We start from the raw sequence: 22,597 nt of genomic DNA on the forward strand, positions 1-22,597 counted from the left end.
GGAGAACTCGCATGAGCCATCGCCGCTCTGATCATGGTGACCCCACCCCCTGGTCTTCGTTTCGAGGACGCGCTTCCGCCCTGTGGGTCGGGTTCCTCGTCGCATGCTCCTCGGCCGCGCAGGCCGACGAGGTTCCGAGGTACAATCGCGACATCCGGCCGATTCTCATGGAGAACTGCTTCGCCTGCCACGGACCGGACAGCGCCGCCCGGAAGGCGGATCTACGGCTCGACCAGCGCGAGGCCGCCATCGAAGCCGGTTCCCTCACCCCCGGTGATCCCGAGCTGAGCGAGCTGATCTACCGGGTCGAGTCGGACGATGACTTCGAGATCATGCCCCCTCCCTCCTCACACAAGACTCTGACGGATGAGCAGAAAGCGACACTCCGTCGCTGGGTTGAGGCAGGAGCCGAGTACGAGCCGCACTGGTCCTTCATCGCTCCTGAGCGGCCCGATCAACCCGAAGTTTCCGACCCGTCCTGGATTCGGAACGAAATCGACGCGTTCATTCTTCAAGGGCTCGACCAGGCCGGACTCTCGCCCATGCCCGAGGCCGACCGCCGGACCCTTGCCCGACGCGCGAGCCTCGACCTGACCGGCCTCCCTCCTGACCCCGAACTGGTCGAAGCCTTCGTCAACGACCCATCTCCCGAGGCCTATGAGACCTACATCGATCGCCTGCTCGCCTCACCCCAATGGGGGGAACATCGCGCTCGATTCTGGCTCGATGCCGCCCGATACGCCGATACTCACGGCTTGCACTTCGACAACGAGCGGACGATGTGGTCGTATCGTGACTGGGTGATCAAGGCGTTCAATCAAAACATGCCGTTTGACCAGTTCACTTTAGAGCAACTTGCCGGCGACCTGTTGCCCGATCGCAACCTTGACCAACTGATCGCCACCGGCTTCAACCGCTGCAATATCACCACCAACGAAGGCGGCACGATTCCCGAAGAAAACCTCGTTGGCTACACCCGGGACCGAACAGAAACGGTCGCCACCGTCTTCCTCGGCCTGACTGCCGGCTGCGCAACGTGCCACGATCACAAATATGATCCATTGAGCCAGCGCGAATTTTACCAGTTGGCCGCATTTTTCAACAACACGACCCAGGGGGCGATGGACGGGAACATTCGCGATACGCCTCCCATCATTCCCGTTCCGGCTGACCGGGACCGACAGCGCTGGGACGAGCTTTCGAGGGTGCTGGCCGAAGCTCGAGAGGCCAGCGCAGCGCACAAGATCGAGGCCCGGCCCGCATTCGACCGTTGGCTTGCCGAGGCGAACGCCGAGCGTGTCGCGTCGGGCATTCCCTCCGAGGGACAGACCCTGCTCGCTCAGCTTGGCGAGGGAGTTCAGCCCGGCCCGGGAGGCGCACTGGAGATTGCCGGGGTTGGTGATTTCGACACAAGCGAACCTTTTGCCGTATCGGCCTGGGTCAAGCTGCCTCGCCGCGGGATGACCGGCGCGGTGGTCGCCCGCATGGACGAGGCGAATGAACACCGTGGCTGGGATCTCTGGATCGAGGGGAACCGGGTCGGTGCACACCTGGTCCACGCCTGGCCGAGTGATGCGTTGAAGGTGGTTTCGAAGTCCGAGATCGAGCGCAACCGATGGACTCATGTGAGCGTTTCTTACGACGGCTCGGGCAAGGCCTCTGGTGTCTCGATTGCCATCGACGGCCAGCCCCAGGGGGTCGATGTGGCCACCGATCAGCTCAAGGAAACGATTCGGTCCGAGGTTCCCTTCAAGATCGGCCAGCGGAATGGGTCGAGTCGGCTTGAGGGTGCAATGATCCGGGATGTTCGAATCTTCAACCGATCACTGGCCACCACGGAAGTTGCCGCCCTTGCGGGCGGAGATCGCACGCTTCGGCTCGTCGGCACCAACGCCGAGTCGCGACCGGAGGAGGAGGTCAACGCCGCCTTCTCCTGGTGGCTCGCCCACATCGATGAAACGAATCGCGACTTGCAATCCACCCTGGCTGCACTGGAGGCCGAGGAGGCCGAGATCAAGGCCCGAGGGACGATTGCTCATGTCACCATCGAACGCGATCAGCCGGCCACGGCCTTCGTGCTGCACCGGGGTGAATATGATCAGCGTCGGGAGGAAGTCTCGGCTGGAACGCCGGCCATCCTGCCGCCGATGGACGAGGGAGCACCCCGAAACCGACTTGGTTTCGCTCGATGGCTATTTCGAGACGATCATCCGTTAACCGCCCGAGTTACGGTCAATCGTGCCTGGCAAGAACTGTTTGGGACCGGCCTGGTCGCCACGGCGGGTGATTTCGGCATCAGCGGACAACTCCCAAGCCACCCTGAGCTGCTCGACTGGCTGGCCGTCGAGTTTCGCGACTCGGGCTGGGATCTCAAGCATCTGTACCGCGTGATGGTCACCTCGGCCGCCTACCGGCAATCGGCCGCCGTCTCTCCCGAAGCCCTGGAGCGTGATCCGCAAAATCGCCTGATCTCTCGTGGTCCTCGGTTCCGAATGGATGCCGAGATGATCCGTGATTCCGCCCTCTCTGTCAGCGGTCTGCTGGCCGACACCATCGGAGGCCCGAGCGTCAAGCCGTACCAGCCCGATGGAGTCTGGGAAGCCGTTGCCATGCCCGGCAGCAACACGCGTTTTTATGAGGAAGACGCGGGGAACGGCCTCTATCGCCGTAGCCTTTACACCTTCTGGAAGCGAGCCGCGCCGCCAGCCTCGATGGAGGTCCTCAACGCTCCGAGCCGCGAGTACTGCACCGTGCAGCGCGAGCGGACCAACACGCCGTTGCAGGCACTCGCCACCCTGAACGACGTGCAATACGTCGAGGCGGCCCGACACCTGGCCGAACGCACGCTGACCTCGACCTGCGAATCGGACGACGATCGTGTTCAGGCAATGGCGCTCCGGCTGGTCGCTCGGCCGTTGGATTCGGAGGAGCTGGAGATTGTCCGCGAATCGCTCGGCGACCTGCTCGCCCACTATCAAGGGCACCCAGACGATGCCTCAGCGCTGATCGCTCTGGGGGCCTCACCTGCCAACAGCGAGCTTGATCCGGCCACTCTGGCCGCTTGGACAATGCTTGCAAATCAGTTGATGAATCTGGACGAGGTGTTGAACAAGTGATTCCCCGACCTCTTCACTCGATTAAGGAACGACCATGAATCCGCTTCATGAATTCGTCCAGAACCAGACACGACGCCACTTCTTCGGTCAGGGGGCTAATGCGGTTGGCATGGCCGCGCTGGCGACGTTGCTCGGAGGCCGATCGGCGTCGGCCGGTGCCGACACGCAGGGCTTGCCCATTGGGCCGCACTTTGCGCCAAAGGCCAAGCATATTATTTATCTGCACATGGTCGGCGGCCCATCCCAGATGGACCTGTTCGACTACAAGCCAGCCATGGGAGATCTGTTCGATACCGATCTCCCCGAGTCGATCCGAATGGGCCAGCGGCTCACGACGATGACAAGCGGCCAGGCCCGTTTCCCCATCGCGCCGTCGAAATATGCCTTTGCTCAGCACGGCGAGAGCGGCATGTGGGTCTCGGAACTGTTGCCGCACACGGCCAAGATGGTCGATGACCTTTGCTTCATGCGGAGCATGCATACCGAGGCGATTAATCACGAACCGGCCATCAGCTACATGCAGACCGGCAACATGGTCACCGGCCGCCCTTGCCTCGGCTCCTGGGCATCCTACGGGTTGGGCTCGGACAACGAAGACTTGCCGACCTTCGTGGTTCTGGTCGCCCGGCCATCGAACACCGAGCAGATCCAGGCCATCTCGGCCCGACTCTGGTCGTCCGGTTACCTACCAGGCGAACACGCGGGGGTCTCGTTCCGGACGGCGGGAGACCCGATTCTTTATATCAACAATCCCGATGGCGTTTCTGCAGCCGTCCGGCGAACTACGCTCGACGGCTTGAACGCACTGAACGAACGGACCTACGCTCAGCTTGGCGACCCGGAAATCAACACCCGGATTCAGCAATACGAGCTGGCCTTCCGGATGCAGTCGAGTGTCCCTGAGCTGACCGATCTGGCGACGGAGTCGGAAGCAACGCTGGAGCTCTACGGTCCTGATGTTTCAAACCCTGGCACCTTCGCCAACACCGCACTGCTGGCCCGTCGGATGGTCGAGCGGGGCGTCCGCTTCGTGCAGATATATCACAACAACTGGGACACGCACGCCAATGTCTCAGGCCGCTTACCCGACCAGTGCAAGGACGTCGATCAACCCTGCTGGGGCCTGATTCAGGACCTCAAGTCTCGTGGCTTGCTTGACGAAACGCTGGTCATTTGGGGAGGCGAGTTCGGCCGGACCATCTACTGCCAGGGCAACTTGACCCGAGAGAATTACGGTCGAGACCACCACCCCCGTTGCTTCACCATGTGGATGGCTGGCGGAGGTGCCCGAGGCGGGGCCATCTATGGAGAAACCGACGACTTCTCCTACAACATTGTTGAGAACCCTGTCCACATCCGAGACTTCCACGCCACCGTCCTGAAGCTCATGGGCTTCGATCACGAACGCTTCACCTATCGCTATCAGGGGCTTGATCAGCGCCTCACCGGAGTCGAGCCGGCCCGAGTGATTCCCGAGCTGATCGCGTAACCCAACCCCCCTCGGGCACGGCCGGTTTTCCCGACCCGTGTCTTCCTTTGGGGAGATGGTCCGGCGATGTTTCGAGTCTCCACGACTTCGAGCGGGACGCTTCCGAGCGTCTCGCCCGTTGACTCGCCATGGTTCTGGCCCCGGCGTTCCGTTCGAATGCCGAACCCGCCTTGACCGACCGAGTGATCGGTGACAAAGTGCCCCGGGCCAGGGAAGTGGGTCGACGGAGAGTCCCGCGATCGTGGCCCGGGGAGTCGGCCTCGATGCCTCAATCGCGCTGGATCATCGCCATCGTCGCCCTTGGCGTTTTGGTAAGGGTTGCGGCGATTTTCGTGCTTCAGAGTCACACGGTTCCCCGCAGCACTTACGAGCACGGAGAAATCGCCGCGAATTTGCTCGAAGGCCAGGGTTTTTCGATTCGCTTTCTGGGTGTTGAGGGACCAACCTCGCAACAAGCCCCGCTCTATCCGATCCTGGTTGCGGCTGCCTTCGCCGTGGGAGGCGTGGAAACGCCCGAAGCCCTCCTCCTCCTCCAGCTTGGCCAGGCTGCGCTGGGAGGAGTGATGGTGCTGGCGGTGATGGCCCTCGCCTGGCAGGTCGCCCCCGATCAGCCTCGAATGGCGATTGCCGCCGGCCTGGTGACAGCCGTGCATCCCACGCTTGTCTACTCGGCAACTCATGTTCAGGTCGCTGGACTTGCAGCCACGCTGGTGACGCTGGCCTTTGTCGCCTCGTATCGACTGGGACGCCTGGCTCGACGGTTCGATGCCTTCGCTCTGGGGGGAGTGCTCGGGCTCTTGGTCCTCTGCGATCCGATTCTCGGACTGATCACGCCCGCCATTGCCTGGGTGGCGGTCCAGGGCCAGGGTCTTCGTCGCGCGATGGTGCCTCTGACGACCGTCGCTCTGGTGGCCTTGCTAACGGTCACTCCCTGGATCATCCGCAACGCTCACGTTCACGGTGAGTTTGTGCCCGTCAAGAGCACCTTCGGTTACGCCTTCTGGCAAGGGAACTGCTCACTGAGCGAAGGAACCGACAAGGTTGTTCGAGCCTCGGTTGAGCCAATCCTCGCCAAGAGCGGTTCAGGCCTTGCCGATCGGAACCGAGCCCTGTGGGAAGCCCGCCACGAGGCCGGCTATATCGACGATATCGCCCTGACCCGCGACGACCGGCAAACCCTGGCGGGGCTCACAGAACCCGCCCGCTCTCGATGGCTCTTTCACCGAGCACTCGACGACCTGCGGGCCGAGCCGCTCCGGTACCCGAGCCTTTGTGCGAAACGACTCCGGGCGTTCCTTCTCTGGGATGAAACCAATCCGAAGACACGTAGCCTGGTCTATCGCGCTGGACACCTTGGGCTGACAGTGCTCGCCGTCTTCGGCCTGATTGGACTCGGCCCGGACCTCCGCCGTCGGCTTGCTCCGACGTTGCTCGCAGCAGCTCTGATTGCCACGTTCCACACCCTGACCATCGTCTCGGCCCGGTTCCATGTCCCCGTTGAGCCGCTGATGGCGGTCTGGGCCTCGGGCATGGTCGCCGTTCGATCGGTCCGACGACCTGACTTGGACTTCACAACGGCGCTCGAAACCGTATCATGATTCGCGACCCGCAGGGATCGATGGTCGAGTCGCATGGACGGAGGCCGACCCTTGATCGACATCTGATGGTCAGGCCCGTCCCCTCGGGTCGCTCCGGTCGCGATCGGACCTGAATCCGATCCCGCATTCATTCACACGGAAGTGAACCGTTATGGCCACACAGGTTTCGTCTCCGACGACGCCAATCCCGCAGGTGTTCCCACCCGGGCGTGACACGCTGCCTGGCCTGAACGGGCTGACGACTCTTGTCCGCGATGCCCAGGAACTCTATCGCTTTCGGGCGGTGCTCACGAACCTGGTGGCCCAGGATCTTCGCACACGATATCAACGATCATTGCTGGGATTCTTGTGGACGCTCTTGAATCCGATCTTGATGATGATCACCCTCTCAGTGGTCTTCACGCATCTCTTTCAGTTCAGCAAAGGGGGAACGGACTACGCGCTTTACCTGTTCTCGGGAATGGTCCCCTGGGGCCTGCTCGTGGGAACGATCAGCGAGTCCTCCACCTGTATCATCTCCAACGAGGGATTGATCCGAAAAATCTACATCCCTAAGTTGATTCTCCCGCTCTCACGACTCGTGCTCAACACAACCATGTTGACCCTGTCGATGACGGCCTTGTTCTTGCTCATGGTCCCTCTCGGCGCCCGCTTTACTCCCTCGCTCCTGATGGTGCCGATCGCGATCTTCGTGTACGCCGTTTTCACGCTGGGCCTCGGACTGATCGCAGCCACAGTCAATACGTTCTACCGAGATTTTGGCCATCTGCTCACGGTCATTCTTCAGGCATGGTACTTCGCAACCCCGATCGTCTACCCCATCAGCGCCCTTCCTGAAGAGATCGCATGGCGATTCTGGCTCAATCCTGCATATCCCTTTATCCGCATGTTCCATGTCACCATCTATGAAGGCCACTGGCCCTCCTGGATGCTCTTCCTCTCGACTGCCGGAATTGCGGTGGTTGCCCTGGGAATCGGCTATGTCACGTTCAAGTCGTACGAAGACAAACTGGTCTTCCGGCTCTGAGTCGAGGCCGGGAGGCCAAGGAGAGGCAGAGTTGAGTACCGAGACGGTCATTCAATTGCAGCGCGTCTCGCTGCGGTTTACCACCTATAACGACAAATATTATTCGCTCAAACGCGCATGCATGGATCTCTTCCTCCGTCGCGAGGTGAGCAATCAGTCGTCGTTTTGGGCCATCAGCGGCGTCGATCTAACCATTCGCCGGGGCGAGCGACTTGGCATCATCGGCGCCAATGGTGCTGGAAAAAGCACGCTGCTTCGCGTGATCGCCGGGATTTATTCCCCCACCTCCGGTCGCATCGCGGTCAATGGCCGGGTCGCCCCCCTGATTGAGTTGGGAGCCGGGTTCAATTACGAACTCTCCGGCGAAGAGAATGTTTATCTCAACGGTGCGCTGCTCGGATTTGATCGGAAGCAGATGAAGGCACGAATCGATCGGATCTGGGACTTTTCCGGACTGCACGAGTTTACCTCGCTGCCCTTGAAATATTACTCAAGCGGCATGCTCGCGCGGCTCTCGTTTGCCGTGGCGACCGAGGTCGATCCCGATATCTTGCTGCTTGACGAGACGCTGAGCGTTGGCGATGCCTCGTTCCGCAACCGAGCGAGAGACCGCATCATGCAGGTCATCGATCGCTCGAACGTTGTGGTCGTTGTCTCCCACGATATGGATGCACTCTCGAAGATCTGTACCCGAGGGATCTGGCTCGACCACGGCGTCCTCAAGGCCGACGGTCCCATCGATGAGGTCATCGACTCTTACATTCGCCATGTCGGTACGACCGAAACCAGGGCGGCCAGCACTCAGGAACCTGATCGAGCCACGGCCGAAGCGGCCTGATGATCCGCTGGGCGCTGTCTGGAAGTCTGCCCATCCAACTCGTGACGCATCAGCAGGGAGGTCATCGTGCGGATCGGGGTCGACGTGCTCGCCATCCAGTCCCCCTATAGCCGCGGGCGAGGCATCGGCCGCTACGCGAGAAGTCTTCTGAAAGCCATGCTCGAACGTGATGATGAGCATGAGTATACGCTCTACACTTACGAAGATCTTTCCCGAGAATCGCTTCCCACCTCACCCCGTACCCGCCTCCGAGACGTTCGCCGCGACCACCAGATGGGGGAACACACCCTTCAGCATGCAATTGAGCGCTCGCTAAACGAAGATGCCGGGAAACTGGACTGGTTCCTCTTACTCAGTCCCTTCGAAACCTGGGAATTCTTCGGGCTTCCGCATCGGCCTGTTGGAAGCATGCAAACTGCAGCGGTTGTTTATGACTTGATCCCGTTTCTATTCCAGGAAACCTATCTGGTCAACGAAAACGTTGGCCGATGGTTTTACGGTCATCTCCGACGCCTCTCCCGTTACGATCGACTCCTGGCCATCTCCGAAGCCTCTCGGATCGATACGCTGCAACTCCTCGGCTTACCACCCTGGCGGGTTGAAACCATCGGCACGGCCAGTGAGCCTGTACCCCTCGACGCACAAAACCCCTCGCAGCACTCTGCAGTACTCGATCGCCTGGGAATCAATCGTCCCTTTCTGTTTTGCCTGGGAAGCAACGATCCGCGCAAGAATCTTCGAGGATTGATTGATGCGTTCGGACTGCTTCCACCCCATCATCGTTCCCAGACGCAACTGGTCGTGACCTGCTCCCTGACCGAATCCGACGTTCAACACCTTCGTCAACACGCGGCAGCGAACGGAATCTCCGAGCAACTGGTGCTCACCAATGCGGTGGATCAGGAGACTTTAGTCACGCTTTATCGCTCCTGTGTTGCCTTTGTCTTTCCCTCACTCTACGAAGGGTTTGGCCTGCCGATTCTCGAAGCGATGCAACTGGGTGCCCCGGTCATCGCTGCGAATAACTCCTCGCAACCTGAGGTCCTGGGTAACGCCGGACTGCTCGCCAACGCCGCCGAACCCTCCGACCTGGCCGCGAACATACGCCGCTTGCTGGAAAACCCCTCGCTCCGTCAGCAGTATGGGCAGCAAGGTTTTCTTCGCTCCGAACACTTTCGCTGGTCCGAGGTGGCTGATCGGACCCTTCAATCGCTTGAATCAGCGACACAAATGCAAGTGATCCCCCGGGGATCCCGCAAGCACGTCACCGTGTCTTCGCCTCCCCGCCTGGCCATGTTCTCTCCGCTGCCTCCGATTCCCTCGGGAATCGCTCGCTATACGGAACGCATCTGCAACTCACTGCGCAATGAAACGCTGATTGACGTCTACCACGACCCAAACGAGCGACCCGCCCTGGGCGACGTCTCCAGTCGCTATGCGATGTTCGACGCCTCGTTGTTCGACCGCCGTCGGAAACTGGTCCAGTACGACGCAACCATTTATCAGTTTGGAAATTCCTCGTTTCACACATACCTGTATGAGCCATTTCTGAAGCACCCTGGCATCGTTGTTTTGCACGACCAGGCACTTTCGGGGTTTCATGCAAGCTACGGCTTGATGACGGGACGCATGAATGCGCACCTCGTCGAGGAACTCAGCTATTCCGGGCACGCTCACGATTCCGCGCTTACCACCATGGTCGCCGGCTGGGTACCTGGGACCTGGGACATCCAGGACCAGATGGTCCGCCGAGGTGTGGCCATGAATCGCCGGATCCTGGAGCGAGCCACCTCGATCCTTGTGCACTCAAAGCACAGCCGCGACCAGATCGCCGAGGCGTTTCCCTGGCTCTCAACGAAGGTTCATGTCGCACCGATCGGCTGCGACCCCGACCCCATCGACACAAACCGGAAGCAGAACGCGCGTCGAGTGCTTGGAATTGACGATCACAATATCGTCATTGGTGCGGTCGGCATTCTTCATCCGACCAAGCTGAATCGGGAAACGGTCCAGGCCTTTGCCAGGGCGCTGGTCGATCTCCCTCACGCCGTTCTTGTGTTTCTCGGTCGGGATCTGGGTAACGGGGAGGCACGCCGCGAGGCCGATCGGCTGGGCATTCGCCATCGCGTCCGTGTTCTCGGCCATCTCTCAGATGAGGACTTCGAACGAACGATCGATGCCTTTGATATCGGCCTCAGCCTGAGACGCCCACCGACCAATGGCGAGTCATCCGCCGCCTTGCTCGACCTGCTTCGACGAGGAATTCCGACCATTGTCTGCGATGTAGGCACCTTTGCCGAGTTTCCCGACTCGGTCGTTCGCAAGATTTCCTGGACGAGTGAGCATTCCGGAGTCGCCCAGCTTGGGGCTGTTCTTCGATCCCTCGTCCTCGACCCGAACGAGCGGCTGAAAAGAGGTCAATCGGCATACGATTACGTTTCCCGAACGCATTCGTGGGCACAGCTTCTTGAACAGTATCGACAGCTCTGCTTCCCCGTTCGACAGACCGATCGGACGACGATGATCCGGAGAGGGGTGGCCTGATGCGTCTTGGAATCGACCTTCTCCCACTTCAATCCGAAGGAAGCCGAGAGCGCGGGGTTGGTCGTTACGCCGCGGCCTTGCTCCACTCGATGGCCAAGCACGCGCAGGCTGACGAGTGGGTACTGTATTCCTACTCAGAGTTGCCCTTTGACCGGGTCCCTGAACTCACGGGTCCCAGGGTTCGAATCGTCTCCGTGGGCACAATTGAAAACGACGATACGATTCGAGGGCGATGGCAGACCATCGCGACTCAGAACCCCGACCGACTCGATGGGCTGTTGTTGCTCAATCCGTTTGAGCTTGGACCCGGCTTCGAACCTCCACCACGAACCCCGGGGGGATTGCCAATCATCGCGGTCCTCTACGATCTCATTCCCTTGCTCTTTCCTGAAACTTACCTTAGTGACCCAGGCGTCCGGCGACGATATTTCCAACGCCTTGACACCCTTCGACGCTACGATTGCCTTCTCGCCATCTCTGACTCCACCCGTCGCGATGCCGAGCACCGGCTCGGCATCAGGGCCGATCGGGTCGTTACCCTCCCCTTGACGGTCGACCCACGTTTCGGACCTGACTCCGCCAACCATCGCGACCCCGAAACCCTCGCCCGTCTCGGGCTATCGACCCCGTTCCTCTTCCATCTCGGCGGACGCGATGATCGGAAGAACGTCTGGGCAGCGCTCGATGCGTTCGCCATGCTCGATCCGGCGATCCGATCCGGCCACACTCTGGTCGTCGCGGGAGCCTACGATCCCGCCTACCGATCCAAAATCAACGCCTATGCGAGAGAACGAAGAATCGACGATCGCCTGATCATCCCGAGCGAAGTCGATGATGCCACGCTCGAAGCACTCTACCGTGGTTGCGTAGCCTTTGTCTTCCCATCGCACTACGAAGGGTTGGGACTGCCCATCCTCGAAGCCATGCGGAGTGGGGCCCCGGTCATCGCTGGGCGGAACTCCTCTCAGACCGATCTCGTTGGTGACTCGGGCATCCTTGTCGATCCGTCCGACTCGGAAGCGATTGCCCGAGCCATCACCAGGCTGATTAACGATCGTCCGTATGCCTTGACGCTCGCTGAGTCTGCGATCCGTCGGGCAGCGACGCTGTGTCGAGCCTCGCAGGGATCAGTAGCACGAGCGGCCATCGTCGATTGCCTGGACGCAAAGCTTCCCCGTCCGCACTTCCGCCTCAGGACTCCTCGACCGCGTGTCGCCATGGTGTCCCCTTTCCCTCCCAAGGCAACGGGGATCGCCGACTATGCCCAGCGGTTAGCCCTTGCTCTTCATCATCATGCAAGTGTTGACCTCTATCACGATGGCGATTATGTGCCTGAATTGGGTCTTTCCGATCGCCGGTTCCGCTGCTTCGATCGTGCCACATTCGCCCGTCGGCTCGCTGTGCTCCCTCCCCAGGCAATCATTTATCAGATGGGAAATTCCTGGTATCACCGATTTGTGTACGAGTGCTTGCGCGAGCGTCCCGGGATCACCGTTCTGCACGACTTCCATCTCGCCGGCTTCCACTTCTGGTACGCCAATCAACCCGATGTCGCTTCGGGGCACTTCGACCGGATCGTCGCTCAGGAATGTACCGCCGGACTGATTGGCCCCGAGGAAAACCCGGAAACCTGGCAGACCGAACCTGGAGGGGTACAGGCCGCGGCCATGCGGCGTGGGATCGCCATGAACCGGGAGATCTTCGAACGATCACGATTCGTGGTCGTCCACTCACCTTACTGTCGTGATCTTGTACGGCAGACGATGCCCGAATTCGTGGACCGCACCGTGGTCATCCCCATGGGTGCATCGCTAAACCGGCAAACTCAGGCCCAGATTACTGCCACACGACAGCGTTTTGGGATCCCGACCGATGCCATCGTCTTCGGATGTTTCGGCAATCTGACATCCATGAAGATGTATGAGGAAGCGATTCAAGCCTTTGCACACATCCGTCACCAGGTGGGTCGAGCTCTCCTTCTGTTTGTGGGCAAGGACTGGGAACAGGGGCGGGCCAGCGCACGTGTCCAGGCCGAGGGCCTAACCGATCGGGTCTTGTTTCTGGGACCGGCGTTGAAGGCGGATTACGAGCGGCTCGTAGGAGCCGTCGATGTCGGGCTCGGCCTGCGACGCCCGCCTACCTACGGCGAAACCTCGGCCTCCTTGCTCGACTTTCTCAGGTCAGGCATTGCCACCATCGTCACTGATGTCGCTAGCTTCCGCGACTATCCTCCCGAGACGGTCGTCTCCTGGAATCCCGATCAGGACAGCATCGACGGCCTCGCCGATCGCATGTGCGAACTCGCGACCAACCCCTCGGCACGCCGGACGATTGGTGAGGCAGCGCTGACCTACGTCCAGACCCGCCACGACTGGTCGATCGCCGCTCGGGCCTATTCTGAACTCGCGGCCCAATGCGCCGAGGCGTCCGCCTCATCGATCCATACTCACGAGCACACCCACGTCTCAGGAGTCCATGACGGATGAAACGCTTTTTGAAATCACTTGCGTCCAAGGTCTGGGGCTGGACTGCAGGAGTTCGTCGCCCGATCGTCCGCAAATTTGATCAGAAGCTGGAGCGTATGCTTGGCGAATGTGTCCGCGATCCCATTGCCCACCATTTGCACCTGACCAACGTCTCGCACCATGAAATGAACATCGCCTTGAACAGCTGTATTCGAGAGATTGCTCGGCTGGAGATGCAGGTCGAAGAGCTTCGACTTGAGCTGGCCCGCGATCGCGAGGCCAGCCTCTTCGAATCGGCATCGGAGGGTCGTTGAACGCTCGAGCCGAGCTTAACCGTGGCGTACGATGGCTTCGTAGGCGTCGGGATCGAACTGCGGCTTTCCTTGCCCCTGTGCATTGGACGACCGCTGATCCTCCTTTTCGAGTCGTTGGGTTCCGGAGAGGGTCCGGTTCGCGAGTCGCGAACCCTGAATGACACCCACAATGCCGACCACCGCTGCCGCAATCCAGACCTCGTCCACCGAAGTTGTCAGGCTGGCAAGCCATGCCACGCCGAACACCCCGGCGGGCATGATCGCGCCGATGGCGATTGCCACCCGAGAGGCCCACACCTCGCTGCCCGGCACCGGGAGCCCCATCTCCATGGCTTTCATGCGTTCCCGATATTCCCACTCACGTCGTCGAGCCCGCTGACGGAGCACAATCACAGTGGGCACCAGAATTAAAGGCATCAAGATTGCCACAATGGGAACCATGATGACAAGTTCATCTTCACTCATGATCGTCCTTTCGTCTTCAGGGGAGGATGTTCGTCAAGGCAAGTGCTGAAGCCGCCGAACTCCACGGTTCGAATCCGATAACAACACGGCTCAACATTGCATCCAAACTGTTATGAGTGCTGATGCTCCGCGGCATCATAGGCGTCGGGATCGACGTAAGGTTTGACGTTCAGGCCCTTCGAGGCGTTCGCCTCGTTCATCGAGAACCGCGAGGCCAGCACCGTGCCACAAATGACTGCCGCCACCCCGACCGCCCCAGCCGAGGGCCAGATGAACGGCGCAGCCCCTGTCGCCTCGGCCGCGGCCGTACCGATCGCGAAAACCCCGATCGGAACCCCGATGCCGATCCCGACCGCCATCCGAGCGGGAGTCCACCATCCCAACTCATTGGCAATCGGTCTTCCCAGCTCAATCGCCCGCATCCGCTCCAGGTGCTCCATTTCCTTCTGCCGGGCTGCCGATCGGATCCCAAGGACAATCGGATACCCGATCAAAAGCATCACCGCCAGCCCTCCAATCAGCGAGATCAGCACGAAGGAGAGGGTCGGCGCCGACCGATCGATCGCAACCATCTCGGCAGCCTGCCCGAACAGCACTGGCCACGTCCCGATCAATGATCCACTCATCTGTCGTCTCCGAATTGTGAGGCGAATGACGCGGCCGTCTTGCGTCCTGGGCCTCGCTGGCCGATGCTGACCGTTTCATGAGGTGAGGAGAGCAATCGGACTCGTCAACGATCGAGGGCTCCCATCATTGGTCAATACCGGGCGAGCCTGGCTCTGCACCGTAATGCCGATCCGATCATTCCTCCACCTCACGTGGTGACATCACTTCGACGCATTAACGCCTTGAGCCCCGACCGGAGACCTTCGCCATGGCCCGCGACAGCATCTTGGTGATCGACCAGGGGACCACGAGCACCCGGGCCGTCCTTTACGATACCAGGCTGCAGCCGGTTGGCCAGGGACAACGTGAGGTACCGCCGACGTATCCCAAACAAGGTTGGGTCGAGCACGACCCGAAGGCCATCATCGATTCGATCGGCGCCACCGTCACCCAGGCTCTTGCCGATGCCTCGATCGGTCCCGACCGGATCGCCGCCATCGGCCTGACCAACCAGCGCGAGACGACCTTGCTCTGGGAACGCGCGACTGGCGAAGCGATCGGCCCGGCCATCGTCTGGCAAGATCGCCGCACGGCCGACCTCTGCCGGAAGCTCTCCGACCGCGCCGACTGGATCGCGGAACGCACGGGGTTGTTGATTGACTCGTACTTCTCGGCCACGAAGCTCTCCTGGATGCTCGATCACCTGCCGAACGCCCGAGCCCGGGCCGAGGCCGGCGATCTGGCATTCGGCACCGTCGATAGCCTGGTTCTTCACCACCTGACCGGCGGTCAGTTGCACGCGACCGACGTGACCAACGCCTCTCGGACCCTCTTGATGGACCTCCGCGAGGCGCGCTGGGCCGACGACCTGTGCGAGTACTTCGGAATTCCTCCCGCAATATTGCCCAAGATTGTTCCCAGTTCCGGAGAAATCGGGCAAACACGCGGTCTGGGCTATTTGCCAGACGGTTTACCGATCACCGGGATTGCCGGAGACCAGCAGGCCTCCCTCTTTGGCAACGGCTGTTTTCACGTCGGGGAGGCCAAGTGCACTTACGGCACTGGGGCCTTCCTGCTGGTCAACACCGGCCCGGAGGTGGTTCGATCGACGGCCGGACTCGTCACGACTCCCGCGGCGACGCCTCCCGGTCAGGCCCAGCAATACGCGCTCGAAGGCAGCGTCTTTATTGCTGGTGCTGCGGTCCAGTGGCTTCGAGACGGTTTGAAGGCCATCGGCGCAGCCCCGGAAATCAACCCCATCTCTGAAGGTGCCGACCCGCACAGCGAGCTTCTGTTCGTCCCTGCCCTGACCGGCCTCGGTGCCCCGCACTGGCAGCCGGATGCCCGCGGTACCATTTTCGGGATCACCCGGGGAACGACCGTTCCCGACCTGGCCCGCGCCGTCATCGAAGGGGTCGCCTATCAGATCGCCGACCTCGTCGAGGCGATGAACGCCGACCTACCTCGCCCGCTTTCCTCCTTGCGAGCCGATGGCGGCATGGCCCGATCCGACCCCTTCCTCAAATTCCAGGCCGACCTGATGGGCCTGCCGATCCACCGCAGCCCCCAGACCGAGGCCACGGCCCTCGGGGCCGCCGCCCTGGCCGCGCTGGGGGTCGGACTCCTGACCGATCTCGACGCCATCGGCGACTTGCTCGAATCCGGCGGCGACGATTTCCACGCCGATCGCGACATTTTCTGGCGTCGTAAGGCCATGAAACGCTGGCGGCACGCCGTCGAAACGGTTGTCCGACACTACCGGACCCAATGACCTTCCGAAGGCAATCCGACCCGACTCCCCCGTTTCTTGATCTGGGGACGTCGGGCCGGGCCCCCCTCGTCAGACGCTCGGCAAGACCCACGGGTCGCGATACGGGCGGGAAAGCATGGCCGCAGCCTCGTTGTCACCGAGGATCTGCTCGGTCTTCGGGTCCCACCGCAAACGGTCACGCCCAATCCGCAGCGCGATGTTCCCCAGGTGGCAGATGGTGATCGATCGGTGGGCGACCTCGACCGGAGCAGCGGTTTCCCCCCGGCTGATTACGCAGTCGATGAAGTTGCGGAAGTGGTCGTCGCTGGCGTAGAGGCGAATCGCGTCGGGGCCGAGTTCCGAGTCGAGCAACCCTTTCGGATCGGCGTCGATCTGCCCCCGGTTGGCGTAGATCGAGCCTTCACTCCCCTCGAACGTCACACCCATTCGGTGCTCGTTCGAGATGGACATGACGACGCCGTTCTCATACACGGCCTCGAAGCCAAACGCCGTGGCCGTGTCCCAGAGCGGGTCGGGCGGGTCGAAGGACCCTCGGACGTTGCGCAGCTCGATCGGCCCGGTGTCGTCGGTCCCCATGCCCCACTGGGCACAGTCGGGGTGATGGCCGCCCCAGTCGGTGATCTGGCCGCCGGAGTAGTCGAGGATCCACCGGTAGTTGACGTGGCAGCGGGCCGGGGCATAGGGGGCCTCGGGGGCCGGGCCGAGCCAGAAATCGTAGTCGAACCCCTCCGGAACGGGGCAAATCTCCTTGTCCTCGCCATGCTCCCCGGCCAGGTTCGGCCGACCGCCGGGGAGTCCCACCAGCACCCGCTTCAATGCGCCGATCCGACCGTTGCGGACCAACTCACAGGCCCTCCGGAATTTCGGATCGGAGCGCTGCTGGCTGCCGGTCTGGAAGACGACGCCCGTCTTCGCCACCGCGTCGCTCATCGCCCGCCCCTCTGCGATGGTCAGCGACAATGGCTTCTGGCAGTAGATATCCTTACCCGCCTTGCACGCCTCGATCACCGGAATGGCGTGCCAGTGGTCCGGCGTGCAGATCTCGACGGCGTCGATGTCGTCGCGGCCAAAGATCTCCCGGTAATCCACAATCGCGTCGCAACCGTTGTACGACCCGGAGCCCGCCCGATCGGCATAATGTTCCTCCACCAGCCGCTTCGCTGGCTCCCGACCGCCGAGCTTGCCATTCCAGTAACCGAGGCTCTCGCGGTTCACGTCGCACACGGCGACGATCTGCACGCGATCGTCGCGGAGGAAGCTCCGAAGATCGTTGAATCCCTGATTACCGGTGCCGATCATCGCCAGAGTGATCCGATCGCTCGGCGCCACCGCCCCTCCCCTGCCCAGGGCCGAGGCCGGCACGATCATCGGCGCGGCCACTCCCGCCGCCGCGGCGCGGCCGATCGTTCGGAGGAATCCCCGGCGGGACGACGAGGAAGACGATGCGCAATCGGTTCGATTCATCGGGGACGCTCGCTCGACCAGGAGACGATGAGATCAAAGCCATACAAGCTCCACGGTCCTCGAATCTTGCCGAATCGCAAAGCGTTCGCAAGCCCTCGCTCCCTTGGTCCAACGGCCGACCTCAGTACCGGAGCAACGCCGCCAGGTCGCCGAGTTTGGCGAGGCCGGGGATCGGGTCGGTGAACTCCATCGTCGCGCTGGTCAGTTCGAGCTGGCGGGCAAGGGCATCGATCAGATCGACCGCGAAGACCGACCCGGAGCCGCAGACGGGGCAGGTTGGTGGCTCGCCGGCCGAGAGGTTGGTGCAGTTGCGGCAACGGACGCCGATGAATTTCGCGTCTCGCGCCACGATGACCGAATCGACCCGGCCGACCAGGGCGGCGGCGAGCACCTCCTCCGGCCCGGCGACGGCCAGGCCCCCGGAGAACAGCTCGGCGCGGATCTGCTCCCAGAGGCGACCCTCCGACGCTCGTTCGGCATCCTCGTACAGGGCATATGCGGCCTCAACCAAGGAACGATCATCAGCGTGCAGGTCGATGGCCTGGGAGCCGACCAGCTTCTCGGCGACCGGAGGGGTCAGGGCCTCTTCGATCGCCCGCATCGTCTCCTCGGATCCGAGCAGGACGACCCGGGTGAACAGGCCGTCGCGGACGATCTCGTCGAGCGACTCGGCCACCTCGTGCGCGTAGTGGTGGAGCTGCTTGTCTCGGCGTCTCGCATAGCGTTGCTGCGACCAGCCGCCCACCTTCACCCGGTTCTTCACCTTCCCCTTGATCCGATCGGCGTTGTCGACCTCGGCCGAGGTGATCTGGAGCACCCGGGTCGCGGAGTTATCGGCCAGGACGACGAGGAAATCCTCGTGCTCGTCCTGTAGCTCGGCCAGTGGCCGGATGTAGGGGGCCGCATCCACCCGGAGCAATTCCGGAACAACCACCGGCAGATCGTAGCGACGAAGCAAGTCATCAGCCCAGCAGGCGAACAGGCAGGTCCCCGACGCCTTCGGAGGCCGTTCATCAAGCTCGGCCCGCACCATCGCCATCGTCTCGTCGAAATGCTCAAGCTCGGCGGGCTCATCCTCCAGCAAGGATCGGATCTGCCGCTCCCGACGGTCGAGGAACCCAAGGCCCCCCTCCCCTGAGCAATAGAGCGAGACATAAGCACGCTCGGCCCCACGGTGTTGGGCCAGTTCGCGCAGGTCGATCTCCTGAAACACGTTGCACGTTCCTTGAAAGGGGTGCGGACAGGAAGCGGGTGATTGGCTCCCTCGTACCGAGCAATCCCGATGCCGATCGCCCAGCGTTCTCAACGACAACCGAATGGCCGCCTGGCTTCGACGAGTTGCCTTGACGATCTCGACGGTCCCGACTACTTTCCCCAGGCGAGCGATTCCCCAAAGGAAGGGGGGCCCGGGCCGGAGCGCCCGGGAACGCCGAAGGAGTGGAACGCCGATGAACCGTCCCGCCGCCGAGCCCTTAAACGTGCCGGCCCTCGACCTCAAGGCCCAGTACCGGACCATCCGAGACGAGGTCGAACCGATCGTCCAGGAACTCCTGGAAAGCCAGATGTTCGTCCTCGGGCCGAACGTCGCAGCCCTCGAAGCCGAGCTGGCTGCCTACTGCGGGGCGTCGCACGCGGTCGGCTGCGCCTCGGGAACCGATGCCCTGCTCTTGCCCCTGATGGCCTGGGGTATTGGGCCGGGAGACGAGGTGATCACCTCCCCGTTCACCTTCTTCGCCACCGCCGGGGTCATCTGGCGACTAGGGGCGAAGCCGGTCTTCGTCGACATCGACCCGGTCACCTACAACCTCGATCCCAATCGCCTCGCCGACGCAATCACGCCGAAGACCAAGGCCGTCATTCCGGTCCACCTCTACGGCCAGGCGGCCGACATGGATCCGATCAACGCCATCGCCGCCGAGCATGGGTTGAAGGTCCTCGAAGACGCCGCCCAGGCCATCGGCGCGGGCTACAAGGGAAAGCGCGCCGGTGTGCTCGGCCATGCCTCGGCCTTCAGCTTCTACCCGTCGAAGAACCTCGGCGGCTTCGGCGACGGCGGCATGATCACCACCAATGACCCCGAGCTTGCTTCCCGGATGGCCCGGCTTCGAGTGCACGGGATGGAGCCGAAATACTACCATTCCGAGGTCGGCCTGAATTCTCGGCTCGACGCCTTCCAGGCCGCCGTCCTCCGCATCAAGCTCCGCCACCTCGACTCCTGGACTGCCGGGCGTCGGGCGGTGGCCGAGTCGTACCGCGACCTCTTCCACGAGGCCGGTCTGAGTGGACTCCTGACACTTCCGGTGGAACAGTCCAGACGAATTCACGTCTACAACCAGTTTGTCATCCGTGTTGAGGCCTCGCTTCGCGACCGTATCCGCGCCAGCCTGGCCGAAGCTCGGGTCGGGACCGAGATCTACTACCCAATCCCGCTGCACTTGCAGGAATGCTTCGCCTCGCTCGGCGGTCAACCGGGAGATTTCCCCATCTCCGAAGCGGCCGCCCACGAGACGATTGCCCTGCCCATTTACCCCGAACTCTCTCGGGAGGCCCTCCGTCACGTGGTTGCGGAGGTCGCAAAGGTCTACCGCGATGCCGGACGGCTCCCGACCCGTCGGGAACATGCTGCCTGAGCGTTCGATCGTCGATCGAGCGTCTGGCCAGCGCTCCATGTCGGCCAGACGCTCGATCACCGCATCAAGAAGAGTCCTTCAGGAGCCTCGGTGGCAGCGCTCATCGCGTTTCATCGTGCTGCCGACGAAAGAGGCGAGGGAAGCCCCTGGCATCATTCGATCCCGAGTCGATCGACCGATCCTCACGAACGACGTTCGGGGTCAGCCGCTCGCGGAGCCGCCGCATCCGCATGCCAAGCCGTTCCGTCAGCCGGGTCGGCTCGAAGGGCGAGGGAGTCTTGATCGTCGCAGAAGGATCACCTTGGTCCCGCAATCGCTCGCTCGCAAGCTCCTCCGGATGCACTGAGGTGGGGCGAACCTCCTCATCATCACGATCCGCCTTCGTTGGTTGGTCGCCCTGGACCGGATCGTCCGATTCGGTCGCAAAGGGGTCTTCCGGGAAGACCTCCGGCAGATCCGGAATCGAGACGGCAATCGGTTCCGTCGGAGACTCAGATGACGACTCCGCCACAGTCTCTTCTGATACCGATCGAAGCAAATCCCGAGCATTGCTCAGCGCAGGCATGGGCCGTCGCGTTGAGGCGAGCTGCGCGTCCGGGTCGCTTGCAATCGGTGGGGCTGCATACGTTTCCAGGTCGATCCCTTCGGCAAGAATCGGTGTCGCATTCTCCAATTCCGATTCCGAGATCAATTCAGATTCCGGTCCCATGAGAGGCGGTTGATCTGTCTCGATGTCCGGGGTCGGCCCCGACTCACGAGGACGCAACGCCAGCCCTTCGGATCGACCCTCAATGCGCTCCGATTGCGAGAACGCGGGCTCGGTCCGGCCGATCAATCGGGCAAACAAACCTTCTCCCGACGACGAAGGCTGCCGCGGCCCATCGTCCGGGGACGGTTGAGTCACGGGACCATTCCGCAACGGTTCCGAGCGAGCCAGTCGCAGGGAGGGACGATCGGGGGTCGCTCGGCTTCGAGGGTTGCCCGAGGGCGTGTTACCTCGGCTGGCAAGCTGTCCGCCGCCAACCGTCAACGGGGCACCAACCGAACCCGACCGCGACATCTCCGGCACTCCGGCCGCAGTGTACGATCCTGGATCTCCCAGCGGACCCACCGAGACCGGAGCCGGGCTCAGGCGGGCGATCGGATCGGCCGGCCGGAACAGCCGCACCGGAAGAGTTCCCGCCCCGGTGGTGGCCAGCCCCTCCCGACGCGCCGGTCCCGCACAGCCGGACGCCATCAGAATCAAGCAGACTCCCCACAGGGCACACGATGGGCCGAGACGCATGGCGACTCCCTCCGCCGTTGCCACAAATCAATCAACAAATGCGGACGAACTCCTTTTCGCCCGCTTCGGAACACCCCTTACCATCGGCCTCTGCGGACCCTACCGTTTCCCGATCCAGGAAAGGGATCCCACTGCGATCGGCTACGACCGCCACGGTCGTCAGGACCGGACCACATGCCTCACCCGTTGCTTGCGACCAGAACCGAGGTTCGCCTGCTTCGGTCGTATCGACGGTTCCGATTGAGCCGTCGGATCGGTCCCGAGAAAGGTCGCGTTCCCCTTTCCACCACTCTCCGGTTACGATTGGAGCTCGCTCGTGCTCCTGAACGATCCGGCAATCCCGGCCAAGGGGAACCCCCATCGCTCAGGTAATTTCCCTCCCGCCTTGAAGGCAGGTTCACCAGGCAACGAGGAGAGCAGGACGGATGGTCTCTCAAGACGCCGCCGAACGGTTCCTCCATGCCTCGTTTCTTTCGGATCTTGATGCGACGGCGCGCCGGAACTTGCTCCAGATCCTGGAGGAGCATCATGCCGCCTCGGGAGAGGTCTTGCTCAGGCAAGGTGAACCGAACGATCGCATCCACTTCCTCATTGAAGGATCGGTGGCCGTCTCGCGGGTCATGTCCAATGGGCACCAGGAACGGCTGGTCGATCTGCACGCCCCCACCTCGTTCGGCGAGATCTCGTACTTTCAGCGCAAGCCGCAGCTTGTCACGGTCATCGCCGCGACCGACCTTCGCTACCTCGTGCTGGAGCGTCAGGCCCACGAACGGCTCCGCCAGGACGACCCCCGGACCTCCGAGCAACTGGCCACCGCTGCCATTCGGGTTCTGGCCGGGCACTTCGACCTGATTGACCAGCGTATTGCCGAACTCGTCGCCCGCCAGCCCGACCCCCAGAAAGAGGCGACCGAGTGGGAGAACTTCCGAGCCCGCCTGTTTGGCGAGTCGAAGCTCTGAACCACTCGAGCGTCGACATTGCCGGT

General features: G+C 62.2%; 15 protein-coding genes and 1 pseudogene. 11 read left to right on the top strand and 5 right to left on the bottom strand.

Annotation, left to right across the window (positions count from 1 at the left end; all coding sequences use genetic code 11):
• Positions 1-11: 11 nt before the first annotated feature.
• From HG800_RS00150 to HG800_RS00185, 8 genes and pseudogenes are all read left to right on the top strand, one after another.
• On the top strand, positions 12-3,116 hold the full coding sequence (locus tag HG800_RS00150) for a DUF1553 domain-containing protein (protein ID WP_169972609.1): 3,105 nt from the start codon (positions 12-14) through the stop codon (positions 3,114-3,116).
• A gap of 34 nt (positions 3,117-3,150) precedes the next feature.
• A complete protein-coding gene (locus HG800_RS00155; protein WP_169972610.1) occupies positions 3,151-4,605 on the top strand; it encodes a DUF1501 domain-containing protein in 1,455 nt (484 codons plus the stop codon).
• A 263-nt stretch (positions 4,606-4,868) separates the two neighbouring features.
• Positions 4,869-6,203 carry a hypothetical protein gene (locus HG800_RS00160; RefSeq protein WP_169972611.1) on the top strand — a complete coding sequence of 445 codons (1,335 nt, stop codon included), beginning with the start codon at positions 4,869-4,871 and terminating at the stop codon, positions 6,201-6,203.
• A 151-nt stretch (positions 6,204-6,354) separates the two neighbouring features.
• Positions 6,355-7,230 (top strand): ABC transporter permease, encoded by an 876-nt coding sequence (locus HG800_RS00165; protein WP_169972612.1) that lies wholly within the window; start codon positions 6,355-6,357, stop codon positions 7,228-7,230.
• Between the two features lie 187 nt (positions 7,231-7,417).
• A pseudogene (locus HG800_RS00170) lies at positions 7,418-8,068 on the top strand (ABC transporter ATP-binding protein); the annotation flags it as partial.
• A 66-nt stretch (positions 8,069-8,134) separates the two neighbouring features.
• Complete coding sequence (locus HG800_RS00175) at positions 8,135-10,612, top strand: glycosyltransferase (protein WP_169972614.1); 2,478 nt, start codon at positions 8,135-8,137, stop codon at positions 10,610-10,612.
• On the top strand, positions 10,612-13,098 hold the full coding sequence (locus HG800_RS00180) for a glycosyltransferase (RefSeq protein WP_169972615.1): 2,487 nt from the start codon (positions 10,612-10,614) through the stop codon (positions 13,096-13,098). Before HG800_RS00175 ends, HG800_RS00180 begins: the two co-directional genes overlap by 1 nt.
• The gene (locus HG800_RS00185) at positions 13,095-13,391 is read left to right on the top strand and encodes a hypothetical protein (protein ID WP_169972616.1); all 297 of its coding nucleotides are present in this window, start codon (positions 13,095-13,097) and stop codon (positions 13,389-13,391) included. Before HG800_RS00180 ends, HG800_RS00185 begins: the two co-directional genes overlap by 4 nt.
• A gap of 15 nt (positions 13,392-13,406) precedes the next feature.
• Here HG800_RS00185 and HG800_RS00190 read toward each other — a convergent pair whose 3' ends face one another.
• A complete protein-coding gene (locus HG800_RS00190) occupies positions 13,407-13,856 on the bottom strand; it encodes a hypothetical protein (protein WP_169972617.1) in 450 nt (149 codons plus the stop codon).
• A 110-nt stretch (positions 13,857-13,966) separates the two neighbouring features.
• Positions 13,967-14,482: a hypothetical protein gene (locus HG800_RS00195; protein WP_169972618.1), complete on the bottom strand. Its 516-nt coding sequence runs from the start codon at positions 14,480-14,482 to the stop codon at positions 13,967-13,969.
• A 248-nt stretch (positions 14,483-14,730) separates the two neighbouring features.
• Between HG800_RS00195 and glpK the strand changes: the two genes are divergently transcribed.
• Complete coding sequence (gene glpK / locus HG800_RS00200; RefSeq protein WP_169972619.1) at positions 14,731-16,233, top strand: glycerol kinase GlpK; 1,503 nt, start codon at positions 14,731-14,733, stop codon at positions 16,231-16,233.
• 69 nt (positions 16,234-16,302) lie between these two features.
• On the opposite strand, the gene HG800_RS00205 is transcribed toward glpK, so the two are convergent.
• Together HG800_RS00205 and HG800_RS00210 are read right to left on the bottom strand one after the other, a co-directional pair.
• Positions 16,303-17,697 carry a Gfo/Idh/MocA family protein gene (locus HG800_RS00205; protein WP_169972620.1) on the bottom strand — a complete coding sequence of 465 codons (1,395 nt, stop codon included), beginning with the start codon at positions 17,695-17,697 and terminating at the stop codon, positions 16,303-16,305.
• Positions 17,698-17,818: 121 nt separating this feature from the next.
• Complete coding sequence (locus HG800_RS00210; RefSeq protein WP_169972621.1) at positions 17,819-18,910, bottom strand: baeRF10 domain-containing protein; 1,092 nt, start codon at positions 18,908-18,910, stop codon at positions 17,819-17,821.
• Between the two features lie 235 nt (positions 18,911-19,145).
• Here HG800_RS00210 and HG800_RS00215 point away from each other — a divergent pair, with 235 nt between their 5' ends.
• Positions 19,146-20,327 carry a DegT/DnrJ/EryC1/StrS family aminotransferase gene (locus HG800_RS00215; protein WP_169972622.1) on the top strand — a complete coding sequence of 394 codons (1,182 nt, stop codon included), beginning with the start codon at positions 19,146-19,148 and terminating at the stop codon, positions 20,325-20,327.
• A 100-nt stretch (positions 20,328-20,427) separates the two neighbouring features.
• Here the strand turns inward: HG800_RS00215 and HG800_RS00220 are convergent, their stop codons facing one another.
• Positions 20,428-21,612, bottom strand: coding sequence for a hypothetical protein (locus tag HG800_RS00220; RefSeq protein ID WP_169972623.1), 1,185 nt, complete (start codon positions 21,610-21,612; stop codon positions 20,428-20,430).
• 425 nt (positions 21,613-22,037) lie between these two features.
• On the opposite strand from HG800_RS00220, the gene HG800_RS00225 reads away from it, so the two are divergent.
• On the top strand, positions 22,038-22,571 hold the full coding sequence (locus HG800_RS00225) for a cyclic nucleotide-binding domain-containing protein (RefSeq protein WP_169972624.1): 534 nt from the start codon (positions 22,038-22,040) through the stop codon (positions 22,569-22,571).
• The last annotated feature ends 26 nt before the right edge of the window (positions 22,572-22,597 follow it).

The organism is Tautonia rosea (assembly GCF_012958305.1).
GTDB classification, from domain to species: Bacteria; Planctomycetota; Planctomycetia; order Isosphaerales; family Isosphaeraceae; genus Tautonia; species Tautonia rosea.